General features: G+C 64.1%; 16 protein-coding genes. 15 read left to right on the top strand and 1 reads right to left on the bottom strand.

Annotated elements, in window-relative coordinates:
* The first annotated feature begins 120 nt into the window (after positions 1-120).
* The 7 genes from AC1VON_RS31685 to AC1VON_RS31655 all read left to right on the top strand — a co-directional run bounded on the left by AC1VON_RS31685 (position 121) and on the right by AC1VON_RS31655 (position 8906).
* Positions 121-1215: an ABC transporter ATP-binding protein gene (locus tag AC1VON_RS31685; RefSeq protein ID WP_483126037.1), complete on the top strand. Its 1095-nt coding sequence runs from the start codon at positions 121-123 to the stop codon at positions 1213-1215.
* Positions 1215-2135: an ABC transporter permease gene (locus tag AC1VON_RS31680; RefSeq protein WP_483126036.1), complete on the top strand. Its 921-nt coding sequence runs from the start codon at positions 1215-1217 to the stop codon at positions 2133-2135. Before AC1VON_RS31685 ends, AC1VON_RS31680 begins: the two co-directional genes overlap by 1 nt.
* The gene (locus AC1VON_RS31675; RefSeq protein ID WP_172348785.1) at positions 2128-2928 is read left to right on the top strand and encodes an ABC transporter permease; all 801 of its coding nucleotides are present in this window, start codon (positions 2128-2130) and stop codon (positions 2926-2928) included. The genes AC1VON_RS31680 and AC1VON_RS31675 overlap by 8 nt, the downstream gene beginning before the upstream one ends.
* Before the next feature lie 22 nt (positions 2929-2950).
* Entirely contained in the window at positions 2951-3985 is a 1035-nt protein-coding gene (locus AC1VON_RS31670) for an ABC transporter substrate-binding protein (protein WP_483126035.1), read from the top strand.
* A gap of 61 nt (positions 3986-4046) precedes the next feature.
* Entirely contained in the window at positions 4047-5243 is a 1197-nt protein-coding gene (locus tag AC1VON_RS31665; protein ID WP_483126034.1) for a serine hydrolase domain-containing protein, read from the top strand.
* A gap of 33 nt (positions 5244-5276) precedes the next feature.
* Complete coding sequence (locus AC1VON_RS31660; protein ID WP_483126033.1) at positions 5277-6458, top strand: serine hydrolase domain-containing protein; 1182 nt, start codon at positions 5277-5279, stop codon at positions 6456-6458.
* Positions 6459-6584: 126 nt separating this feature from the next.
* Positions 6585-8906 carry a Tex family protein gene (locus tag AC1VON_RS31655; RefSeq protein ID WP_483126032.1) on the top strand — a complete coding sequence of 774 codons (2322 nt, stop codon included), beginning with the start codon at positions 6585-6587 and terminating at the stop codon, positions 8904-8906.
* Here the strand turns inward: AC1VON_RS31655 and AC1VON_RS31650 are convergent, their stop codons facing one another.
* A complete protein-coding gene (locus AC1VON_RS31650; RefSeq protein ID WP_483126031.1) occupies positions 8907-9818 on the bottom strand; it encodes a LysR family transcriptional regulator in 912 nt (303 codons plus the stop codon).
* Positions 9819-9975: 157 nt separating this feature from the next.
* On the opposite strand from AC1VON_RS31650, the gene AC1VON_RS31645 reads away from it, so the two are divergent.
* The 8 genes from AC1VON_RS31645 to AC1VON_RS31610 all read left to right on the top strand — a co-directional run bounded on the left by AC1VON_RS31645 (position 9976) and on the right by AC1VON_RS31610 (position 22146).
* Complete coding sequence (locus AC1VON_RS31645) at positions 9976-11172, top strand: acyl-CoA dehydrogenase (protein ID WP_483126030.1); 1197 nt, start codon at positions 9976-9978, stop codon at positions 11170-11172.
* 115 nt (positions 11173-11287) lie between these two features.
* Positions 11288-14647: a transglutaminase family protein gene (locus AC1VON_RS31640; RefSeq protein WP_483126029.1), complete on the top strand. Its 3360-nt coding sequence runs from the start codon at positions 11288-11290 to the stop codon at positions 14645-14647.
* A gap of 6 nt (positions 14648-14653) precedes the next feature.
* Positions 14654-17065 (top strand): circularly permuted type 2 ATP-grasp protein, encoded by a 2412-nt coding sequence (locus AC1VON_RS31635; protein ID WP_483126028.1) that lies wholly within the window; start codon positions 14654-14656, stop codon positions 17063-17065.
* Between the two features lie 166 nt (positions 17066-17231).
* A complete protein-coding gene (locus AC1VON_RS31630) occupies positions 17232-18116 on the top strand; it encodes a transglutaminase family protein (protein ID WP_172348794.1) in 885 nt (294 codons plus the stop codon).
* A 146-nt stretch (positions 18117-18262) separates the two neighbouring features.
* The gene (locus tag AC1VON_RS31625) at positions 18263-19198 is read left to right on the top strand and encodes a glycosyltransferase family 2 protein (RefSeq protein WP_483126027.1); all 936 of its coding nucleotides are present in this window, start codon (positions 18263-18265) and stop codon (positions 19196-19198) included.
* Positions 19199-19311: 113 nt separating this feature from the next.
* The gene (locus AC1VON_RS31620; protein WP_483126026.1) at positions 19312-20406 is read left to right on the top strand and encodes a DNA topoisomerase IB; all 1095 of its coding nucleotides are present in this window, start codon (positions 19312-19314) and stop codon (positions 20404-20406) included.
* Positions 20407-20500: 94 nt separating this feature from the next.
* The gene (locus tag AC1VON_RS31615) at positions 20501-20875 is read left to right on the top strand and encodes a YciI family protein (RefSeq protein ID WP_056578181.1); all 375 of its coding nucleotides are present in this window, start codon (positions 20501-20503) and stop codon (positions 20873-20875) included.
* The gene (locus AC1VON_RS31610; protein ID WP_172348797.1) at positions 20872-22146 is read left to right on the top strand and encodes an RNA polymerase sigma factor; all 1275 of its coding nucleotides are present in this window, start codon (positions 20872-20874) and stop codon (positions 22144-22146) included. The genes AC1VON_RS31615 and AC1VON_RS31610 overlap by 4 nt, the downstream gene beginning before the upstream one ends.
* Positions 22147-22307: the final 161 nt, after the last annotated feature.

The following is a 22307-nucleotide window of genomic DNA, read 5'->3' as shown; positions in this document are numbered from 1 at the left end:
GGCTAAAGACGGACTGAACTGTGATTCAATGCCGGGCTTGCCAACCTACCGGGCGTGTGGTCACATCGAACAGGGGAACAGCTCCGCCAGCAAGAGCGGGGTCAACAGTGAGGCGTAATCGTGCCGGACAAACCGGATCGGAATGCGATTGAAGTAGTAGGCGTCAGCAAAATTTTCGGATCGGGTGAGGGGCAGGTCGCTGCCCTCGACAAGGTCTCTGTGTCCATTCGCGAGAACGAGTTCTTCACGCTGCTGGGACCGTCCGGCTGCGGCAAGACCACCCTTTTGCGGCTGATTGCCGGCTTCGACTTTCCAACCGCCGGCGAGATCCTGCTCTACGGCCAGGACATCGCGCCGCTGCCGCCGTTCAAGCGGCCTGTCAACACCGTCTTCCAGTCCTATGCGCTGTTCCCGCACATGACCGTGGCCGACAATATCGGCTTTGGCCTGGAGATGCTCGGCAAGCCCAAGGCCGAGATCAAGGCGCGCGTCGCCGAGATGCTCAAGCTGGTCAAGATGGAGGCGCTGGCCGGCCGCCGCACGGCCCAGATTTCCGGTGGCCAGCAGCAGCGCGTGGCGCTGGCACGGGCGCTCGCGCCGCAGCCGAAAGTGCTGTTGCTCGACGAACCGCTCTCGGCGCTCGACTACAAGCTGCGCAAGGAGATGCAGATCGAGTTGAAGCGGCTGCAGCACGAAACCGGCATCACCTTCATCTTCGTCACCCACGACCAGGAAGAAGCGCTGACCATGTCGGACCGCATCGCGGTGATGTCGGCGGGCAAGATACTGCAGGTCGGCTCGCCCTGGGACATCTACGACAAGCCGGCGGAACGCTTCGTCGCCGACTTCATCGGCGAGACCAATTTCCTCACCGCCGCCATATCGGGCGCCGGCAACGGCAAGGCGCGCGCGACGCTCAAATCCGGCACGACCATCGAGGCCACCGTTGCCGAAGGGTTCCAGCCGAAGGACAACGCCACCGTGGTGGTGCGGCCCGAGCATGCCAAGCTGACGAAGGGCAAGGGCGACCTGTCGGGCACGGTCGAAAACATCGTCTATTTCGGCACCGACACGCATATCCACGTCCAGCTCGACAGCGGCGATCCCTTCACCGTGCGCCAGCAGAACACGCGCAGCGCCGGCTGCGGTTTCGAGCGCGGCGACAAGGTTGGCATCCTGATCGGCAACGATGCCGCGCAAGTGCTGAGGGACTGATGGCCACCGCGGAAGAAGTCGCCAAGGCCGCCGAACGGCGTGATGTCCGTGACCGCTGGCTTTTGTCAGCGCCGGCGCTGCTGGTCATCCTGCTCGCCGCCACCGGCCCGTTGCTGATCGTGCTCGTCTATTCGTTCCTGACGCCCGGCGCCTATGGCGACGTGAAATGGCAGTTCTCGTCCGACGCCTGGACATCGGTGTTCCTGGAACGCGATATTTTCGACGACACGCTTTCGCTCGCCGCGGCGCACGTCACCATCTTCTGGCGCTCGATCAAGCTTGCGGTGGTAACGACGCTGGCAACCTTGGCGCTCGGGTTCCCGACCGCCTATTTCATGGCGACGCGCAGCGAAAAGACCCGTGACCTCTGGCTGTTCCTGATCACCATCCCGTTCTGGACCAACCTGCTGATCCGCACCTTCGCCGTGCTGCAGATCATCCGCAACGAAGGCATCATCAACACCATCCTTTTGAAGCTCGGCATCATCTCGGCGCCGATCCAGATCCTCTATACCGACACGGCGATCCTGATCGGCATGGCCTATGTCTACCTGCCGCTGATGGTGCTGCCGATCTACGCCAGCATGGAGAAGCTCGACTTTCGCCTGGTCGAGGCGGGCTATGATCTCTACGCGACACGCTTCAAGGTGCTGCGGAGGATCATTTTCCCGCTGGTCAAACCCGGCGTCATCGCCGGCTCCATCCTTGTCTTCATTCCAGCCCTGGGCGCTTATGTGACACCGAGCGTGCTTGGTGGCGGCAAGAACATGATGCTGTCCAACCTGATCGAATTGCAGTTCGGGCAGGGCCGCAACTGGCCGCTTGGCTCGGCGCTTTCGATCACGGTGATGATCATCGTCATGGTGGCGCTGCTGGCCTATGTGCGCAATGCCGGCCAGTCGGGGGTGCGTCATGGCTAGCAACTTCTCCATCAAGCACCAGCCGGGCTTCACCGCGATCGCGGCGACCTGTTTCGTCGTGCTCTACCTGCCGATCGTGGTGCTGGTGATCTATGCCTTCAACGCGGCCACCTCGACCTCCGAATGGGGCGGCTTCTCGCTGAAATGGTTCCAGTCCGCATACCAGAACACGCAAGTCATCGATGCAACGCTGCGCTCGTTCCAGATCGGCGCCATCGCGGCGGTGCTGTCGACGATCTTTGCCACCATGGCGGCGCTTGCCACCACGCGCACCGCCTCCTATCCCGGCCTTACCTTCAAATACGCGGCGATCAACCAGCCGCTGATGGTGCCCGAGATCGTCACCGGCGTGGCGCTGCTGATCTTCTTCTCGCGTATCAAGATCTTCACCGGCTATTCCGGCCTCGGCTACCTGGTCGCCGCGCATACGGCGTTCTGCATTCCGTTCGCCTACCTGCCCATCCGGGCGCGGCTGGAGAACATGGACCTGACGCTGGAGCGAGCCGCGGCCGATCTCTACGCAACGCCGTGGAAGACCTTCCGCCGCATCACGCTGCCGCTTTTGTGGCCGGGCATCCTGGCCGGCCTGATGCTGGCCTTCGTCATCTCGCTCGACGATGTCGTCATCACCGAGTTCGTCAAATCGGGCGGCCAGGACACGCTGCCCACTTACATGCTCGGCCAGATCCGCCGCGGCATCACACCCGAGATCAACGCGATATCGACCGCTTTCCTGCTGCTTTCGGTCGCGATCGTCACGTTGTTTTTCTTTGTCAGCAGGAAACGAGACTGAACCTGAAATGGGAGATAGAACGATGAACTGGAAGACAACAGCGACCGCCATGGGGTTGGCGTTGCTCGCTTCGACGGGCCTCGCCCGCGCCGACGGCGTGCTCAACATCTACAATTGGGGCAACTACACCAGCCCCGATGTGATCAAGAAGTTCGAGGACAAATACAACATCAAGGTGACCATCACCGACTACGATTCCAATGACACCGCGCTCGCCAAGGTCCGGCAGGGCGGCACCGGCTTCGACATCGCCGTGCCCTCGCAGACCTATGTGCCGATCTGGATCAAGGAAGGTCTCCTGCTCGAGACCGATCCGGGCAAGATGGAGAATTTCAAGAACGTCGCTCCGGAATGGGCCAATCCTGAGTTCGATCCGGGCCGCAAATATTCCGTGCCATGGGCCTGGGGCACGATCGGCGTCGTCGTCAATACCGATGCCTACAAGGGGCCGGCCAACACGTGGGGTATCGTCTTCAACACGCCGGACGAGCTGAAAGGCAAGGTCAACGTTGTTCCCGAGATGGGTGACGTGATCTTCGCGGCGATCAAATATGTCGGCGGCGAGCAGTGCACGAACGACAAGGCGGTGCTGAAGAAGGTGCGCGACCTCCTGGTGGCGGCCAAGCCGAACTGGATCGCGATGGAATACAACACCATCGAGAAGATGGGCGCCGGCGACTTCAAGGCGACCAGCGACTGGAACGGCTCGGCATTGCGCCAACGCCTGGCCAACCCGGCCATCCACTACAACTATCCGAAGGAAGGCTTTGGCCTGTGGAGCGACAACGTCGTCGTTCTCAAGGACGCCAAGAACGTCGAGAACGCCAAGCTGTTCCAGAACTTCATCATGGATCCGGAAAACGCGGCGGGCCTCTCGGCCTTCCACCGCTATGCCAACGCCATCACCGGCTCGGACAAGTACATGCCGGCCGACATGAAGGATGCGCCGGAAGTCGTCATTCCGGCCGACGCCAAGCCGAAAGGCGAATTCCAGAAGATGTGCGCGCCGGAAACGCAGGAACTCTACACCAAGATCTGGACCGAACTGCAGAAGTAATCGCTGCATGAGAGACCCGGCGGTACACGCCGGGTCTTTTCTTTTCCGGGAATGGCCTTTCATGGACTCCTATCGCAACAGCGATCCGCGGCCGCCGATCATGCAGGGCTCGCCGCCCGCCATGGTGCCGCCGAAGCTCGACTGGGACCGGCCGCCGTGGAACCGCTGGGCGTTCCAGCACATCAGGGAAATTCTGCCGACCGCCGAAGTCTGGCGCGGCAACGGCCATCGCCATCGTCTCGAACGCGCCGAAGTCGACCTTGACGGGCTGGCGGTAGAGGACAGCGAGGGCAAGCCGACAACGCTCGCCGGGTTGTTTGACGAGACCTATACGGATGGCTTCCTCGTGCTCAAGGACGGCAAGATAGCCTATGAGCGCTATTTCAACGGCATGGACGAGCGCACGCTGCATCTGTCGCAGTCGATGGCCAAGTCCGTCACCGGCTCGGTGTTCGGCATACTGGCCGGACGCGGCTTGATCGATCCGGCCATGCCGGTCACCGACTATTTGCCGGAACTCGGCGCCACCGGCTGGGCCGGGGCCAGCGTCCAGCATGTGCTCGACATGACGACGGGCGTGCGTTTTTCCGAGGAATACATCGACCGCTATTCCGATATCGGCCAAGTCGATGTCGCCACCGGCTGGAAGCCGGTGCCGCCAGGCAGCGATCCGGATTTCCGCTGGCCCTCGCACATGTTCGAGCTGATCCTGGGCCTGAAGGACACGGTCCGCCCGCATGGCGCCGCATTTGAATACCGCTCCATCGAGACCGACGTGCTCGCCTTCATCATGGAGCGGGTGACCGGCAAGCGGCTGGCGCAGCTGGTTTCGGAAGAACTCTGGCAAAAGCTCGGTGCCGATGAAAGCGCCTGCTTCACCGTCGACAGCGCCGGTTATGCGCTGGCCGATGGCGGCTTCAATGCGACGCTGCGCGACTATGCCCGCTTCGGCCAGATGATCCTCGACAATGGAGGCGGCATCGTGCCGGCCGGCTGGATCGAGGCGACACGCAACGGCAAGCATGGGCCGGATTTCTCCGCCAGCCTGCCGGAAGGCAGCTATCGCAACCAGTTCTGGATCGAGGATGCCAGCTCGCGCGCGCTGATGTGCCGGGGTGTGTTCGGGCAAATGATCCATATGGACTGGAACACCCGAATGGTCGTGGTGAAGCTTTCGACCTGGCCGGATTTCAGCAATCTCGCCTATTCCACAGCGACGCTGAAGGCGGTGCACGCCATCGCCGCCGCACTGCTCTGAGCTCCCACAAGAAACGACCTGGAAGGAAACGCCATGACCGGCAAGACCGCGTTCGAGACCCGCTACGGCTTTCGCCGCAACGAGGTGCTGCTTTCCAACTGGCGCGTGAACCCGTTCAATCGATGGTCGTTCCAGAATCTGGGCGAACTGGTGCCGACAGCGCGCGTGGCCGCGACGTCGGGCAGTGCCGAGGCACCCGCGCGGGATTTCGGCGGCTTGGCTGGTGAAAAGGTTTCGGTTGCAAGTGCTCCGGAGACGGTGGCGGAATTCCTCGTGCGCTCCAGCACCGATGCGCTGACGGTGATGAAGGGCGGCAAGGTGATCGGTGACTGGTTCGCGCCGCATATGGATTTTGGCGCCCGTCACATCATCTTCTCGATCAGCAAGTCGGTCACCGCCATCATCGCTGGCATATTGGAAGGCGAGGGCGTGTTCGATCCGGACGCGCCGGTGACGCTGTATATTCCGGAAGCCGCCGGCTCGGCCTATGGCGATGCGAGTTGCCGGCATGTGCTCGACATGAGCGTCAGCCTCGATTTCGAGGAAGCCTATCTCGATCCGGAAAGCGCTTTCGCGCGTTACCGTCGCGCCACGTTGTGGAATCCGGGCGGCGGCACGGAAAGCCTGCGCGAATTCATCCTGACCCTGCAGCGCCTGGCAGAGCCGCATGGCCAGACCTTCCGCTATCGCTCCCCCAATTCAGACCTGCTCGGCCTGTTGCTGGAACGGGCTTCCGGCCAGCGCTTCACCGACCTGATGCGCGAGAAGCTGTGGCTGCCGCTTGGCGCCGTCAGCGAAGCCTCGATCGGCGTCGACATGGAAGGCACGGCGCGCACCGCCGGCGGCATTTCGGTGACGCCGCGAGACCTGGCGCGCGTCGGCGAAATGATGCGGCAAGGGGGCACCGCCAATGGACGCCGCATCGTGTCCGAGGCCTGGGTGCGCGACACGACAAGCACCGGCGGCAGCGCGGAAGCCTGGCAGCGCGGCGCGATGCTGCCGCTGTTTCCCAAGGGCCGTTACCGCAACAAATGGTACCAGACCGGACATCAGAATGGTGCCTATTGCGGCATCGGCATCCATGGCCAGTGGCTTTATGTCGATCCAAGGACCGAAGTGGTGATCTCCAAGATGTCGTCGCAACCGGAGCCGGTCGATGACGCGCTGGATGTTGAACTCGTCGCGTTTTTCGAAGCGCTGAGCCGGATGGTCTGAGCGGCTCCGCAACCACATTAGCGCGCGCTTTCCTGTGGACCTGCCGGGCTGATGGAGGCGCGGCGGTTGGCGGACTGGATGTCTGCGCCTATGGTCGCCCCTCTTTTCGACGAGAGTGGGAATGACATGGCATCCGACATCAAGCGCATCGCAGCCATCATCGCGGCCGAGATCGCTGCCCGGCCCGAACAGGCGGCCGCGGCGATCCAACTGCTCGACGAGGGCGCGACGGTGCCGTTCGTGGCACGCTACCGCAAGGAAGTGACCGGCGGGCTTGACGATACGCAATTGCGCGACCTTGCCGAGCGGCTCGCCTATCTGCGTGAACTCGACGCCCGCCGCGACACCATCCTTGGCTCGATCCGCGAACAGGGCAAGCTGACGCAGGAGCTTGAGACCAAGATCGCCGCCGCCGCTAACAAGGCGGAGCTCGAGGACATCTATCTGCCCTACAAGCCCAAGCGCCGCACCAAGGCCGAGATCGCCAGGGAGCGCGGGCTGGGGCCGCTGGCGGAGGCCATTCTTGCGGACCGTTCGCTGGTGCCCGCCGAACTGGCGCTGGCCTATGTCAGCGAGGAGGTGGCCGACGCCAAGGCGGCACTTGAGGGCGCGCGCGACATCCTGTCGGAGCAGTTCGCCGAGAATGCCGATCTGGTCGGCAAGCTGCGCGCCTATATGAAGGAACGCGCTTTCATGCGTGCCCGGGTTGTCGACGGCAAGCAGGAGGCCGGCGCGAAATTCTCGGACTATTTCGATCATGTCGAGCGCTGGGCAAATGTGCCGAGCCACCGTGCACTGGCCATGCTGCGCGGCCGCAACGAAGAGGTCCTGTCGCTCGACATCGAGGTCGACGCCGACGACACTTCGCCGGTGAAGCCGGTCGAGCGGATGATCGCCAATGCCTATGCCATCGGCCCCAGCCTGCCGGGCGACCGCTGGCTGATGGACGTCGCCGGCTGGACCTGGCGGATAAAGCTGTCGCTGCACCTGACGCTCGACCTGATGCGCGATCTGCGCGAACGGGCCGAGGAAGAGGCGATCCATGTCTTCGCCCGCAATCTGAAGGATCTGCTGCTGGCCGCGCCGGCCGGTTCGCGGGCGACGATGGGGCTCGATCCCGGCATCCGCACCGGCGTCAAGGTGGCCGTGGTCGACGGTACCGGCAAGCTGGTGGCGACGACGACGGTCTATCCATTCCCCCCGAGGAACGATGTTCGCGGCACACAGGCGGAACTCGCCGCGCTTGTCCGCCAGCACAAGGTGGAGTTGATTTCGATCGGCAACGGCACCGGCAGCCGCGAGACCGAGAAGCTGGTGGCGGACATGCTGTCCGACATGCCTTCCGACGGCGGACCCAAGCCGCTCAAGGTCATCGTCAGCGAGGCGGGCGCCTCGGTCTACTCGGCGTCGGCGACGGCGGCGGCGGAATTCCCCGGTCTGGACGTATCGCTGCGTGGCGCGGTGTCGATCGCGCGGCGCTTGCAGGATCCGCTCGCCGAGCTGGTAAAGATCGAACCCAAGTCGATCGGCGTCGGCCAGTATCAGCACGACGTCGACCAGTATCGGCTCGGCCGCTCGCTGGAGGCGGTGGTCGAGGACGCGGTCAACGCCGTCGGCGTCGATCTCAACACCGCTTCGGCGCCATTGCTGGCGCGCGTTTCGGGCCTTGGCGCGTCGCTCGCCGACGCCATCGTCGCCCATCGCGACGCGACCGGGCCGTTTGCCAGCCGCAAGGACCTTCTCAAGGTGCCACGGCTTGGGCCGCGCGCGTTCGAGCAATCCGCCGGCTTTTTGCGCATTGCCAATGGCAGCGAGCCGCTCGATGCCTCGTCGGTCCACCCGGAAGCCTATGGGGTGGCGAAGAAGATCGTCGCCGCCTGCGGCCGCGATGTGCGTTCGCTGATGGGCGACAGCGCCGCGCTCAAGGCGCTCGACCCGCGCGTCTTCGTCGACGAGCGTTTCGGCCTGCCGACGGTGCGCGACATTCTTGCCGAGCTGGAAAAGCCCGGCCGCGACCCGCGCCCCGGCTTCAAGACGGCGACCTTTGCCGATGGCATTGATGACATAAAGGATCTGAAGCCCGGCATGCTGCTGGAAGGCACAGTCACCAATGTCGCGGCCTTCGGCGCCTTTGTCGATATCGGGGTGCACCAAGACGGACTGGTGCATGTCTCGCAACTGGCCGACCGTTTCATCAAGGATGCGCATGAGGTGGTCAAGGCGGGCGACGTGGTGAAGGTGCGCGTCGTCGATGTCGATATCAAGCGCAAGCGCATCGCGCTTTCCATGCGCAAGGACGGCGGTGAGGGGGCGTCAAAAGGTGGGCCGCGCGACAATGGCGGCGGCAGGCCGGCGCCACGTGGCCCGGCACCACAACGCCAGCCGGAGCGGCCGGCCCAGCAGGGCGCGTTTGGTGCTGCGTTGGCGGATGCGCTGAAGCGGAAGTAGCTACCACGCCAGAACGGCCGGCTCCTTCTCAATCTGGCTCAGCAGCCAGTCGCGAAAACTGGCGACCGGCGGATGGCCGCGCTTGTCGTGCGGGACGACGAGATAATAGGCGCTGCGGCTTTGCATGGGCTGGCCGGGCGCCGGCACAAGCTGGCCGCGCTGCAATTCGCCAGCGATGAGGAGTAGCGGCAGGAGCGCGACGCCAAGGCCTTCCATGCAGGCCTGGGCGGCGGTGCCGAACTGCTCGAACTGCATGCCGGGCCCGGTCGGCGCGCTCAGGCCCTGATGCTCGAACCATTCGGTCCAGGCACCGGGGCGCGTTGCCATATGCAGCAAGGGCAGGCGGCCGATATCAGCCGGCGTGGCGATGGCGCGGCCGGCGAGGAATCCGGGCGACACCACCGGCGCCACCGTTTCGCGCACCAGGAGGGTCGAGTCGGCGTCCGCCCAATCGGGCAGGCCATAGTGGATGGCGGCGTCCAGCCTCTCCCTGGCGAAGTCGAAACGGCCGACGCGGGTGACGAAGTTGATGGTGATGTCGGGGTTGTTCTCGACGAAATCGGGGATCATCGGCATCAGCCAGCGCGTGCCGAAGGTCGGCAATATGGCAAGGTTCAAGATGCCACTATGCCGATTGCTCATCAATCCAAGGGCGGCATCGCGCAACTGGCCAAGCGCTGAACGTACCGCTTCGGCATAGATTTCGCCCGCGGTGGACAGCCGGACATTGCGGCTGTCGCGCTCGAACAGCCGGCGGCCAAACTGATCCTCCAACAGCTTGATCTGCCGGCTTACCGCACCTTGGGTCAGATCCAGTTCCTGGGCGGCGGCGGTAAAAGACCCAAGCCGAGCCACCGCTTCGAAGGCAGCGAGGGCGCTGATGTTAGGCAGGAGGCGGCGCTGGACACTCATGATCCATTCCTAACGCTCATTGATTGGTGAAGCAATTTCGTTTGATTTTTTCGGGCCCCGGGTCGATAAGCCGGGCCAAGATTTTGCTTCACGCATGCCGTTGTTGCCAAGGATCCTGAGCTCCTTCGCCGGCATGCATCGAGTCCGGGAGAGAGCCATGGCCGCCGATAAGAATGCCTTCGTCTGGGAAGATCCGTTCCTGATCGAGGACCAGCTTTCCGAAGATGAGCGCATGGTGCGCGATGGTGCCGCGGCCTTCGCCGCCGACAAGCTCGCGCCGCGCATCGAGGACGCGTACCTCAACGAGACCTTCGACACCGCTATCTTTCGCGAGATGGGCGATGCCGGCCTGCTCGGCATCAACATCCCGGAAGAATTCGGCGGGCTCGGCGCCAATTATGTGACCTACGGGCTGGTCGCGCGGGAAGTCGAACGTGTCGATTCCGGCTATCGCTCGATGATGTCGGTGCAGTCGTCGCTGGTGATGTATCCGATCTACGCCTATGGCTCGGACGAACAGCGCAAGAGGTACCTGCCCAAGCTCGCCAGCGGCGAGTGGATCGGCTGCTTCGGCCTGACCGAGCCGGATGCCGGCTCCGATCCCGGCGGCATGAAGACGCGCGCCGAGAAGACCGCTAACGGCTACAAGCTCTCCGGCTCCAAGATGTGGATTTCCAACGCGCCGGTCGCCGACGTGTTCGTCGTCTGGGCGAAGTTGAAGGGCGAGAACGGCAAGGACGAGATCCGTGGCTTCGTGCTGGAGAAGGGCATGAAGGGGCTGTCGGCGCCGAAGATCGGCGGCAAGCTGTCGCTGCGGGCGTCGATAACCGGCGAGGTGGTGATGGAAGGCGTCGAGGTCGGCGAAGACGCGCTGCTGCCAAACGCCAAGGGCCTGGGCGGCCCGTTCGGTTGCCTCAACCGGGCTCGCTATGGCATTTCCTGGGGCTCGATGGGGGCGGCGGAGGATTGCTGGCATCGCGCCCGCCAGTATGGCCTTGACCGCAAGCAGTTCGGCAAGCCGCTCGCCGGCACGCAGCTTTACCAGAAGAAGCTCGCCGACATGCAGACCGAGATCGCGCTCGGGCTGCAGGCATCCTTGCGCGTCGGACGGCTGCTGGATGAGGGCAAGATGGCGCCGGAGATGATCTCGATCGTCAAGCGCAACAATTGCGGCAAGGCGCTCGACATCGCCCGCCAGGCCCGCGACATGCATGGCGGCAACGGCATCCAGATCGGCTACCACGTCATGCGCCACGCGCAGAACCTGGAGACGGTCAACACCTATGAGGGCACTCACGACGTGCATGCGCTGATCCTGGGTCGGGCCCAGACCGGGATACAGGCGTTCTTTTGAGCGACTTTAAGCCGGCAACCGGTTCTTTAATTTAGGTGCAGCGCAACATCCGCTTGGAGAATGGCGACCAGATGTGTCAGGGTTCGACTGAATAAACGCCGATCTCCGGGGCCCCATGGCAATTCTGGCAGCCGTCTACCACCTGACCCACTACAAATATGACCGGCCGGTGATTCTCGGCCCTCAAATTATCAGGCTGCAGCCGGCACCGCATTCCCGCACCAAGGTCTTGAGCCACTCGCTCAAGGTCGAGCCGGCGAACCACTTCGTCAATTTGCAGCAGGATCCCTACGGCAACTTCCTCGCCCGCTTCGTCTTTCCCGAGCCAGTGAGTGAGCTCAAGATCGAGGTCGATCTCGTCGCCGACATGACGGTCTACAATCCGTTCGATTTCTTCGTCGAACCGTCGGCCGAGACATTCCCGTTCGAATACCCGGAAGAGATCAGGGATGACCTCGCTATCTACCGGACGCCGGAACCCGCGGGGCCGCTGCTTTCGGCTTTCCTGAAAACCGTTGACACCACCCAGAAGAACACCGTCAATTTCCTTGTCGACCTCAATGCCCGGTTGCAGCGCGAGATCGCCTATATCGTGCGCATGGAGACCGGCGTGTTCTCGCCGGAGGAAACGCTGGCCGCCGGCAAGGGATCGTGCCGGGATTCAAGCTGGTTGCTGGTGCAGATCCTGCGCAATCTTGGCATCGCCGCGCGCTTCGTGTCGGGCTATCTGATCCAGCTCAAACCCGACCTCATCGCACTCGATGGGCCGGCAGGCACATCGGTCGACTTCACGGATCTGCACGCCTGGTGCGAGGTCTATCTTCCCGGCGCCGGCTGGATCGGCTTCGACCCGACTTCCGGCCTGCTCACCGGCGAGAGCCATGTGCCGCTCGCCGCGACACCGCATTTCCGCAATGCGGCCCCCATTTCCGGCATGGCGAGCTTTGCCAATGTCGAATTCGGCTTCGACATGCGGGTCGACCGCATCGCCGAGCATCCGCGCATCACCAAGCCGTTCTCGGATGAAAGCTGGCGGGCGCTTGACGCGCTCGGCAACAAGGTCGATGCCGCACTGGCGGCAGGAGACGTGCGGCTGACGATGGGCGGCGAGCCGACCTTCGTGTCGATCGACGATTTCGAATCCGCCGAATGGAACACCGCCGCGGTCGGTCCGACCAAGCGCGAAAAGGCCGATGCGCTGATCCGCCGGCTGCGCGAACGTTTCGCGCCAGGAGGCTTCCTCCATTACGGCCAGGGCAAATGGTATCCCGGCGAAAGCCTGCCGCGCTGGACCTTTTCGCTCTACTGGCGCGCCGATGGCGAGCCGGTATGGAGCGACCCGTCGCTGATCGCGCGCGAAAAGAGTTCGGCCGATATCGGCCCAAAACAGGCCGAAAGCCTCCTCACCGCGATCGCCGGTGAACTCGGCATCGACACGTCGATGGTCAGCGAAGCTTACGAAGACCCGGCCGAGTGGCTGCTCAAGGAAGGCAAGCTGCCGGAGAATGTCGATCCGTCCAATTCCAAGCTGGAGGATCCGGAAGAGCGCAGCCGCATGGCGAAAGTGTTCGAGCGCGGGCTGACCAAACCGTCGGGCTACGTGCTGCCGGTGCAGCGCTGGAACAGCCAGGCGTCCGGGCCGCGCTGGCGCTCGGAAAAATGGAAGACGCGACGCGGGCGGCTGTTCCTGGTGCCTGGCGATTCACCGGTCGGTTATCGCTTGCCGCTCGGCACGCTGCCTTATGTGCCACCCGCGCAATTCCCCTACATCGTGCCCGTCGATCCGTCGCTGCCGCGCGGAGCGCTGCCCCCGCGTGAAGCTATCTTGCCCTCCGCAGCGCCGACCGAACTTGAAGGTGCCGACGAGATGGCGCGCCGGCAGCAGGCGGTATCGTTCACTGCGGCGACCGGCCAGCAGGACCGGGTCGAACAGGAGATCACCGAGATTGGTGGCGCGGTGCGCACCGCACTCTCGGTCGAGCCGCGCGATGGACGGCTCTGCGTGTTCATGCCGCCGGTTGAAGCACTGGAGGACTATCTCGAACTGGTCGCGGCCGCCGAGAACGCTGCGCGGGCCGTCGGCCTACCCGTCCACATCGAGGGCTATGGCCCGCCGCATGATCCACGCCTCAATGTCATCCGCGTCGCGCCCGATCCAGGCGTCATCGAGGTCAACATCCATCCGGCTGCCAACTGGCAGGATTGCGTGGCGACGACGACGGCAATCTATGAGGAAGCGCGGCTGACGCGGCTTGGCGCCGACAAGTTCATGATCGACGGCCGCCACACCGGCACCGGCGGCGGCAATCATGTCGTCGTCGGCGGCGCGACACCAAATGACAGCCCGTTCCTGCGCCGTCCCGATCTGTTGAAGAGTCTGGTGCTGCAATGGCAGCGGCATCCGTCGCTGTCCTATCTGTTCTCGGGCCTGTTCATCGGCCCGACAAGCCAGGCGCCGCGCTTCGACGAGGCGCGCCACGATTCGCTCTACGAACTCGAAATCGCCATGGCGCAGGTGCCGCATCCCGACCAGGGCGCGGCGCCCCTGCCGTGGCTGGTCGACCGGCTGTTCCGCAACCTGTTGACGGACGTGACCGGCAACACGCATCGCTCGGAAATCTGCATCGACAAGCTGTTTTCGCCGGATGGGCCAACCGGCCGGCTCGGCCTGGTCGAATTCCGCGGCTTCGAAATGCCGCCCAACGCGCGGATGAGCCTTGCGCAGCAGCTTCTGGTGCGTGCCATCATCGCCCGTGCGTGGAAGAACCCGCTCGACGGCCGTTTCGTGCGCTGGGGCACTTCGCTGCATGACCGCTTCATGCTGCCGCATCATGTCTGGGCTGATTTTCTCGACGTGCTCGACGATCTCAAGCTCAACGGTTTCGAATTCCGGCCTGAATGGTTCGACGCCCAGCTCGAATTCCGCTTTCCCTTCTGCGGCGAGGTGCAGCATGCCGGCATCAAGCTGGAACTGAGGCAGGCGCTGGAGCCGTGGCATGTCATGGGCGAGCAGGGCGCGATCGGCGGTACCGTGCGCTTTGTCGATTCCTCGGTCGAACGGCTGCAGGTCAAGACCGAAGGGCTCAATCCGGAACGCCATGCAATCGTCTGCAACGGCCGCATCGTGCCGATGAAGGTGACGGATAATCGCGAGGTGGCGGTTGCGGGCGTGCGCTTCAAGGCCTGGCAACCCGCGTCCGGCCTGCATCCGGCGCTGCCGGTCAACACGCCGCTGGTGTTCGACATCTACGACCGCTGGTCGGGCAGGGCGGTCGGCGGCTGCGTCTACCATGTCGCGCATCCCGGCGGGCGCAACTACGATACGTTCCCGGTCAACGGCAACGAGGCGGAAGCGCGGCGGCTCGCCCGCTTCGAACCGCGCGGCCACACGCCATCAGGCTATGTGCTGCGTGAAGAACAACCGGCGGAAGATTTCCCGATGACCCTTGACCTTCGGCGTCCACCCAGACTGTGATCGGACATGGCAAAGGGGAATCACAAGAGGGTACGCGGCAAGCCGCAGATCCACAGCCTGCTGGAGCACTACCAGCCGATCGACGGTGTCGTCGACGAAATGGTCGATGCGTCAGGCAATCCCCGTCCGGTGTGGAAGCAGTTCATCGAGGCGCTCGACGAAATAGGGTCTGAAAAGCTCGGCCAGCGTTTCGCCCGCGCCGACCAGTATCTGCGCGATGCCGGCGTCTATTACCGCGTCTACGACAAGGCCGGCGCCAATGAGCGCGAATGGCCGCTGGCGCATGTGCCCTTGCTCATCGAAGACGCCGAATGGGCCGCAATCAGCGCTGGGCTCATCCAGAGGGCCGAGCTGTTCGAGGAAACCATAGCCGATATCCATGGGCGCAACCGGCTCGTCGAAAAAGGCATCCTGCCGGCGGGATTGATCGCGGCCAGCCCGGAGTATTTGCGGCCCGTGGTCGGTACCACGCCAGCCGGTGGCCATTTCCTGCATTTCTGTGCTTTCGAGCTCGGCCGTGGGCCCGATGGCCGCTGGTGGGTGCTGGGCGACCGCACGCAAGCACCATCGGGCGCCGGCTTCGCCCTGGAGAACCGCGTCGCCACCACGCGCGCGCTGTCCGACATCTATGGCGAAATGCATGTGCACCGGCTTGCCGGCTTCTTCCGCCGGTTCCGCGATGCGCTGATCGGCATGGCCAGGGAAACCGACGGCCGCGTCGCCATTCTGACGCCGGGGCCGCTCAACGAAACCTACTACGAACACGCCTATATCGCCCGCTACCTCGGCATCATGCTGCTCGAGGGCGAGGACCTTACCGTTTCTGGCGGCAGGCTGATGGTGCGCACTGTTTCCGGCCTGATGCCGATCAGCGTGCTCTGGCGGCGTCTCGATGCCGCCTTCGCCGATCCGCTCGAATTGCGATCGGATTCGCAGATCGGCACGCCGGGGCTGGTGGAAGCGATCCGCCAGGGTGCGGTTGCGACCGTCAACGCGCTGGGCTCGGGCCTGATGGAAACGCGGGCGCTGCTTGCTTTCCTGCCCAAGATCGCACGCGAATTGCGCGGCGAGCAGCTGCTGCTGCCGAGCGTCGCGACCTGGTGGTGCGGGCAGGCGACGGAACGCGCCCATGTGCTTGCCAATATCGACCGCATGGTGGTCGGCCCGGCGCTCTCGACGAGACTTGCCTTCGAGGATGATGGCCAGACCACCTTGGGCTCGACGCTGTCGGCCGGGGAGCGGGCTGAGCTGGTGGCACGCATCGAACGCGATGGCGGCGCCTTCGTCGGCCAGGAAGCGGTGACGCTGTCGACGACACCGGTCTTTGTCGGCGGCTGGCTGGAGCCGCGGCCGGCGAGCCTGCGCGTCTACCTGGCGCGCACGCCGGAGGGCTGGACGGTGATGCCGGGCGGTTTCGCCCGCGTCGGGCTGTCGCTCGACCCGACGGCGATCGCCATGCAGCGTGGCGGCCAGGCGGCCGACGTCTGGGTGGTCAGCGACAAGCCGGTGGAGCGCGAGACGCTGCTGCCGCAAGAGAGCGACAGCTTCACCCGCACCAGGCCGGGCAGCCTGCCCAGCCGCGCGGCGGAGAACCTGACCTGGCTCGGGCGCTATATCGAGCGCTCGGAAGACACAGTGCGCATCCTGCGCGCCTACCATGTGCGGCTGGCCGAGACCTCCGATCCGGACATGCCGCTGCTCGCCGACATCAGGGACTATCTCGAACCGTTTGGCATCGACGTCGAGACGGCGATCCCGTCGGGGCTGATCGGCACGCTCGACAGCGCCGTTTACAGCGCCGGACAGATCCGCGACCGCTTCTCGCCCGATGGCTGGCTGGCGCTCAAGGACCTGTCGAAGACCATCCATCAGTTCGCGACGACGGTGGCGCCGGGCGACGACGCGACACGGGCCATGACCGTGATCCTACGCAAGCTCGCCGGCTTTTCCGGCCTGCTGCACGAGAACATGTACCGCTTCGCCGGCTGGCGGTTCCTCGAGATCGGCCGGCGGCTGGAACGCGGCATCCAGATCGCCCGTACGCTCGCCCGGCTGACCAGCCCCAAGGCGCCGGACGGCGCGCTCGACATGATGCTGGAGATCGGCGACAGCGTCATGACCCACCGCCGGCAGTATCCGGTGCAGGCCGGCCGGCGCACGGTGATCGATCTTCTGGCGCTCGACCCACTCAATCCGCGCTCCATCCTGTTCCAGTTGGAAAGGCTGAAGGCGGAGATCGGCCTGTTGCCGCCGGTCGGCGGCGAGGGGCATATGTCGCCCGCGGCAAAGGAGATCCTGCAGCTCAACACCCAGATCGCCATCAAGGAGCCTTCGGACATGACGGCAAAGGCCCTGGACGACCTCGCCTATGAAATAGGCGGTCTCTACAACAGCCTCGCCAAGGCCTATTTCGGCTAGAGCCGGATGATTTTAGATCAATCATCCGGCTCTCAATTAGAAAAGATAGCGCATGATGTCGTCCGAAAACCGGTTCATACTTTTCGGAATCATGCTCTAGGCGGGTTCCGCAAAAGTGTCGCACGGTTTTGCGACAAGAACCTGCGGCAAAACAAGAAAAGTAGGCATGCTTTACGACATCAGGCTCCATCTCCATTACGATTATGCAGCGGCGGCCGGCGGCGGCCGCCACCAGATCCGCGTGCTGCCATCGACGATATCCGGCGTGCAACGCGTCATCGCTGCATCCCTGTCCTTCACGCCGGCACCCAATGAACGTTCGGATTTTTCGGACTTCTTCGGCAACAACGTCACCTCCATCGCCTTTCGCGACGCGCATGACGCGCTCGACATCCGTATGAGCGCACGCGTTTCGGTGTCGCGGCCCGAACCCGGACTTGACGTGTCGCCCGATATCGCCCGGCTGAGGCAGGAACTGGCCGCGGTGCGGTCGCTGGCGCCTGACGCGCCGCATCATTTTCTGGCGGGAAGCGCTCACTCCGGCATCGACGCGGCGATAACCGCCTATGCAGGGGATAGCATTGCCGGCTCGGCCGCCGGTACGGCGATGAATCTCTGCAATAGCATCCATCGCGACTTCACCTATGACGGTGAAGCGACCACGGTGCGGACCCGGGCCAGCGATGCCTTCAAGCTGAAGCGCGGCGTCTGCCAGGATTTTTCACACATCATGATCGCCGGCCTGCGCGGGCTCGGCATTCCGGCCGGCTATGTCAGCGGCTTCCTGCGCACCATTCCACCGAAGGGGAAGCCCCGGCTGGAAGGCGCCGATGCCATGCATGCCTGGGTCAAGGTCTGGTGCGGGCGTGACGCCGGCTGGCAGGAGTTCGATCCGACCAACGGCATGCGGGCGAGCAACGACCACATCACCGTCGGCTATGGCCGCGATTATTCCGATGTCGCGCCGATCGTCGGCGTTCTCAAGACCACGGGCGGTCAGGTGGGCGAGCAGGCTGTCGACGTCATTCCGGTCGCGCTCGAAAAGGTGTGAATGCGAGCGAAACGCCGAGGCGTCCCGTTGTTGCAATTCTGGATTGTCGAAGGCGACTTCTCAAACATCGAAGGGGCCGCTAGTCTGTATTTGTTCCGAGGGACAACCATCGTACTGCCAAGGCGCGCGAACGCGGGGTTTTGTAATTGAAAGCGGTCAGCGTCGTCATTCCTGCCTACAATGCAGCGGCCACAATCGCCACAACACTGGCGTCACTCGCCGGCGAGGCCGAGGTTATCGGCGAGGTCCTGCTGGTCGACGATGCATCGACGGACGGCATGACGGCGACGGCGCTGCAGGTCGCGGCGCGACTATCCTTGCCGCTGCGTGTGCTGCCGGCCAATTGCCGCGACGCCGGCGGCGCTCGCAACGTGGCGCTGGCTGAGGCACTCCATCCCTGGGTTTACCTGATCGACGCCGACGATTTGCATCTTGAGGGCGGATTGCGCGCACTGCTGCGGCAGGCCGAGCGCCAGCCGGAAGCCGACATGATCGTTGGCGCCTATCGGCGACGGGTGAGCGGTGAGGATCGGCAGATCAAGGTGCCGAACGGTTACCAGGCCGCCTGCCTGGCAAACGCTTCCGCCTATGTGAAGGGCGATATACGTTCGGTCGCGGTGGGCAGCGTGTTGGCATCCCGGCGCCTGATCGGCGAGACGCGGTTTCCTGTGGGTCTTGCCTATGACGAGGACACGCTGTTCTGGGCACGGCTGATGAGCAAGGCCTCGCTGGCCATGATGCCGCAGCCGGTGATGGTCTATGAGGTTTCGCCCGCCCGTTCGGACGATCGTTTTGCGATCAATCCGGTGCGGCGCTTCCTGGAGTGGCGCCGCGAACTGCGCACGCTCACGGATTGCAGCATCCCGGTCTCGGCGCTCAAGGCCAGGGAGGGACTGGTCGCCCTCAAGATCGCCCGCGTCCACTACGCACGTGGCGACCTGGACACCGCCGCGCGCTTCCTGGCGGTGGCGGCGGTCGCGCCGAAGCGACGGTCGGAGGCATGGCGCTGCCTGCGCTACAGGCTCAAGCTCGCGGTGCGGCGCCGGCTGTCGGCTCCGCTTCAGATGCAAGGCGCCCTGTAGCACACCGGCGCCCTGGGCTGTCCGCACCATCTGCGGCGCCCGGCTTTTCGAACGGTCTGTGGAACCAGCAATCGGCCAGCAGCTTATCTCTGCGTATTTTGCATGGAGCTTACATGCTGCAGGGATCCGGACCGTCACGCGGCCGCTCGTCTGATCAAGATGTCGCCTCAAAGAGCGCCGCGCAGATTTCAGCCAGGGACGCCGCACTGACCTATGTCAGCGATGCCGAGCCCGGTATCCGCCGGCTGAAGGCAGGCGAGCGGTTTTCCTACAAGGGGCCAGACGGGAAAGCAGTCTCGGATGCCACCAGGGCACGGATCGATGCTATCGTCATTCCGCCGGCCTGGACGGATGTCTGGATCTCGCCCGACGCGGATGGGCATATCCAGGCGACCGGCAGGGACCAGCGGGGGCGCAAGCAATATCGCTATCATCCGCAATGGGCCGAGGAACGCGATGGTGCCAAATATTCGAGCCTCGTCGCCTTCGCCGAAAGCCTCCCGGATCTCCGGCGCAACATCGACCGCGATTTCCGCCGCCGCGGCCTGCCGTTTGAGCGTGTCGTCGCCGCGGTCGTCTGGCTGCTCGACAACACGATGATCCGCGTCGGCAATACCGCCTATGCGCGTGACAACAAGAGCTTCGGCCTGACGACATTGCGCGATCGCCATGTCGACATCAGGGGATCGAGCCTGCGCTTTGCCTTCAAGGGCAAATCCGGCAAGGAATGGAAACTGAAGCTGGTCGATCGCCGCATCGCCGGGATCGTGCGCGGCGCGCAGGAGCTGCCGGGCCAGAAATTGTTCCAATATCTCGACGAGGACGGCAACAGGCGCCCGGTTCGCTCCGACGACGTCAACCGCTACATCAGGGATGCCGCAGGCGATGCGTTCAGCTCCAAGCATTTCCGCACTTGGGGCGGCACCATCCATGCCGGGTCGCTGTTTGCGCAGACGGAACTGCCCGAAAGCCAGGCACAGCAAAAGCGGGTGATGAACAGCGTCGTTGACAGAGTGGCCGAACGGCTGGGCAATACCCGTGCGGTCTGCCGCAAATGCTATATCCACCCGCAGGTCTTCGAAGCCTGGCTGGAGGGGCGGCTGCTTGCCGAAATGGCGGAGGCCAACAAGCGCAAGCGGTCCATTGAGGGGCTCGATGAGGAGGAGGCGCTCGTGCTGAGATGGTTGAAACACACGAACGGTGATTGACGGCAATTGTCCGCCGCCATCTCGGGATTTTTTTATCGACGTCGTGTCGGGATCGGCCCTACTGTTTCGTCCTTTGATACAGAAAGGACCAGCCATGCTCTACGCCATCCTCTGCTATGCCTCCGAAGACGTCGTCAGCTCATGGAGCAAGGCGCAGGACGACGAAGTCATGGCCAACCTCCTCGGCGTCCAGGAGAAATACGCCAAGGCCGGACGGCTTGGTCCCGTGGCGCGGCTTCTGCCGACGACGGCTGCGACGACGCTGCGGAAGGTCAAGGGTGAATCGATCGTCATCGACGGCCCGTTCGCCGAGACCAAGGAGCAGTTCCTCGGTTTCTATACGCTCGAATGCGCCGATCTCGACGAGGCGGTCGAGTTCGCTCGTGAGCTTTCCGAGGTCAATCCGAGCGGTGGATCCTATGAGATACGGCCGGTCTCGGTGTTCAATCCCACCGGGGTTGCCGTATGACCGAACTTGCCTGGATCAGCTCCGCGATCAGCGCCGCCCGCCCGCAGGCGATGGGCGCGCTGCTGCGCTATTTCCGCGATCTCGATACGGCGGAGGAAGCTTTCCAGGATGCCTGTCTCAGGGCGTTGAAGAACTGGCCGCAGAACGGGCCGCCGCGCGATCCGGCCGCCTGGCTGATCTTCGTCGGCCGCAACAGCGGCATCGACGCGGTGCGCAAGCGCGCCAAGCAGGCGCCGATGCCGGAAGAAGACCAGATCTCCGATCTGGACGATGCCGAGAGCGATATCGCCGAGCGGCTGGACGGAGCGCATTACCGCGACGACATATTACGGCTGCTCTTCATATGTTGTCATCCCGATCTGCCGGCGACGCAGCAGATCGCGGTCGCGCTGCGTATCGTCTCCGGCCTGACCGTCAAGCAGATCGCGCGCGCCTTCCTGGTCGGCGAGAGCGCCATGGAACAGCGCATCACCCGCGCCAAGGCGCGCATCGCCGACGCCGGAGTGCCGTTCGAGACCCCGGGCGCCGTCGAGCGATCCGAGCGGCTCGCGGCGGTTGCGGCCATGGTCTACCTGATCTTCAACGAGGGCTATTCGACCAACAGCGGCGAGGCACCGGCCCGCGCGCCGCTGTGCGAGGAGGCGATCCGGCTGGCCCGGCTGTTGCTGCGGCTGTTCCAGACCGAGCCGGAGATCATGGGGCTGACGGCGCTGCTCCTGCTCCAGCATGCGCGCGCACCAGCCCGTTTCGACGAAGACGGCGAGATCGTGCTGCTCGAGGACCAGGATCGCGGCCTGTGGAGCCGCAAGATGATCGACGAGGGGCTGGCCCTTGTCGACAAGGCATTGCGCCATCGCAAGCCCGGCCCCTACCAGGTGCAGGCGGCGATCGCCGCCCTGCATGCGCGGGCCGACAAGGCCGAGGACACCGACTGGGTAGAGATCGACCTGCTCTACGGCCTGCTCGAACAGATGCAGCCGTCGCCGGTCATCACGCTCAACCGCGCGGTGGCGGTCTCCAAGGTGCGCGGCCCGGAAGCCGCCCTTGCCATGATCGAGCCGTTGGAGCCGAGGCTTTCCGGCTATTTCCATTTCTTCGGCCTCAAGGGCGGACTGCTGATGCAACTGGACCGGGGCGAGGAGGCGCGTATCGCTTTCGACCGGGCCATCGCGCTTGCCAACACGGCGGCGGAAGCAGCCCATATCCGCATGCATATCGACCGTTTGATGAAAGACGGTGCCGTGCGTGCGCCGGCCAAAAAGGCCAACTGAACAGCATTCGCCCGTCTGGCTCGATCGTCCCTGGCTCAATCTTGTAATTTGGGCTTGGACCATGCCGGGGTGGCGATTTTCCCCTGAAACGAGTAAGGCCACGCCATGACTGTGCCTGAAGTGCCTTTTCGGCACGCGGGCGGCATGGCGCGAGGCTTCGA

This window comes from Mesorhizobium sp. HAY1-8B (assembly GCF_056868045.1).
Note: the sequence above shows the minus strand (reverse complement) of the source record. Positions and strands in the feature narration are given on the sequence as shown.

Coding starts and splice junctions, on each gene's coding strand:
- AC1VON_RS31620 (WP_483126026.1), top strand. CDS start 19,312: ATGCTGCAGGGATCCGGACCGTCACGCGGCCGCTCGTCTGATCAAGAT.
- AC1VON_RS31610 (WP_172348797.1), top strand. CDS start 20,872: ATGACCGAACTTGCCTGGATCAGCTCCGCGATCAGCGCCGCCCGCCCG.
- AC1VON_RS31635 (WP_483126028.1), top strand. CDS start 14,654: ATGGCAAAGGGGAATCACAAGAGGGTACGCGGCAAGCCGCAGATCCAC.
- AC1VON_RS31655 (WP_483126032.1), top strand. CDS start 6,585: ATGGCATCCGACATCAAGCGCATCGCAGCCATCATCGCGGCCGAGATC.
- AC1VON_RS31660 (WP_483126033.1), top strand. CDS start 5,277: ATGACCGGCAAGACCGCGTTCGAGACCCGCTACGGCTTTCGCCGCAAC.
- AC1VON_RS31675 (WP_172348785.1), top strand. CDS start 2,128: ATGGCTAGCAACTTCTCCATCAAGCACCAGCCGGGCTTCACCGCGATC.
- AC1VON_RS31650 (WP_483126031.1), bottom strand. CDS start 9,818: ATGAGTGTCCAGCGCCGCCTCCTGCCTAACATCAGCGCCCTCGCTGCC.
- AC1VON_RS31640 (WP_483126029.1), top strand. CDS start 11,288: ATGGCAATTCTGGCAGCCGTCTACCACCTGACCCACTACAAATATGAC.
- AC1VON_RS31615 (WP_056578181.1), top strand. CDS start 20,501: ATGCTCTACGCCATCCTCTGCTATGCCTCCGAAGACGTCGTCAGCTCA.
- AC1VON_RS31670 (WP_483126035.1), top strand. CDS start 2,951: ATGAACTGGAAGACAACAGCGACCGCCATGGGGTTGGCGTTGCTCGCT.
- AC1VON_RS31680 (WP_483126036.1), top strand. CDS start 1,215: ATGGCCACCGCGGAAGAAGTCGCCAAGGCCGCCGAACGGCGTGATGTC.
- AC1VON_RS31645 (WP_483126030.1), top strand. CDS start 9,976: ATGGCCGCCGATAAGAATGCCTTCGTCTGGGAAGATCCGTTCCTGATC.
- AC1VON_RS31630 (WP_172348794.1), top strand. CDS start 17,232: ATGCTTTACGACATCAGGCTCCATCTCCATTACGATTATGCAGCGGCG.
- AC1VON_RS31665 (WP_483126034.1), top strand. CDS start 4,047: ATGGACTCCTATCGCAACAGCGATCCGCGGCCGCCGATCATGCAGGGC.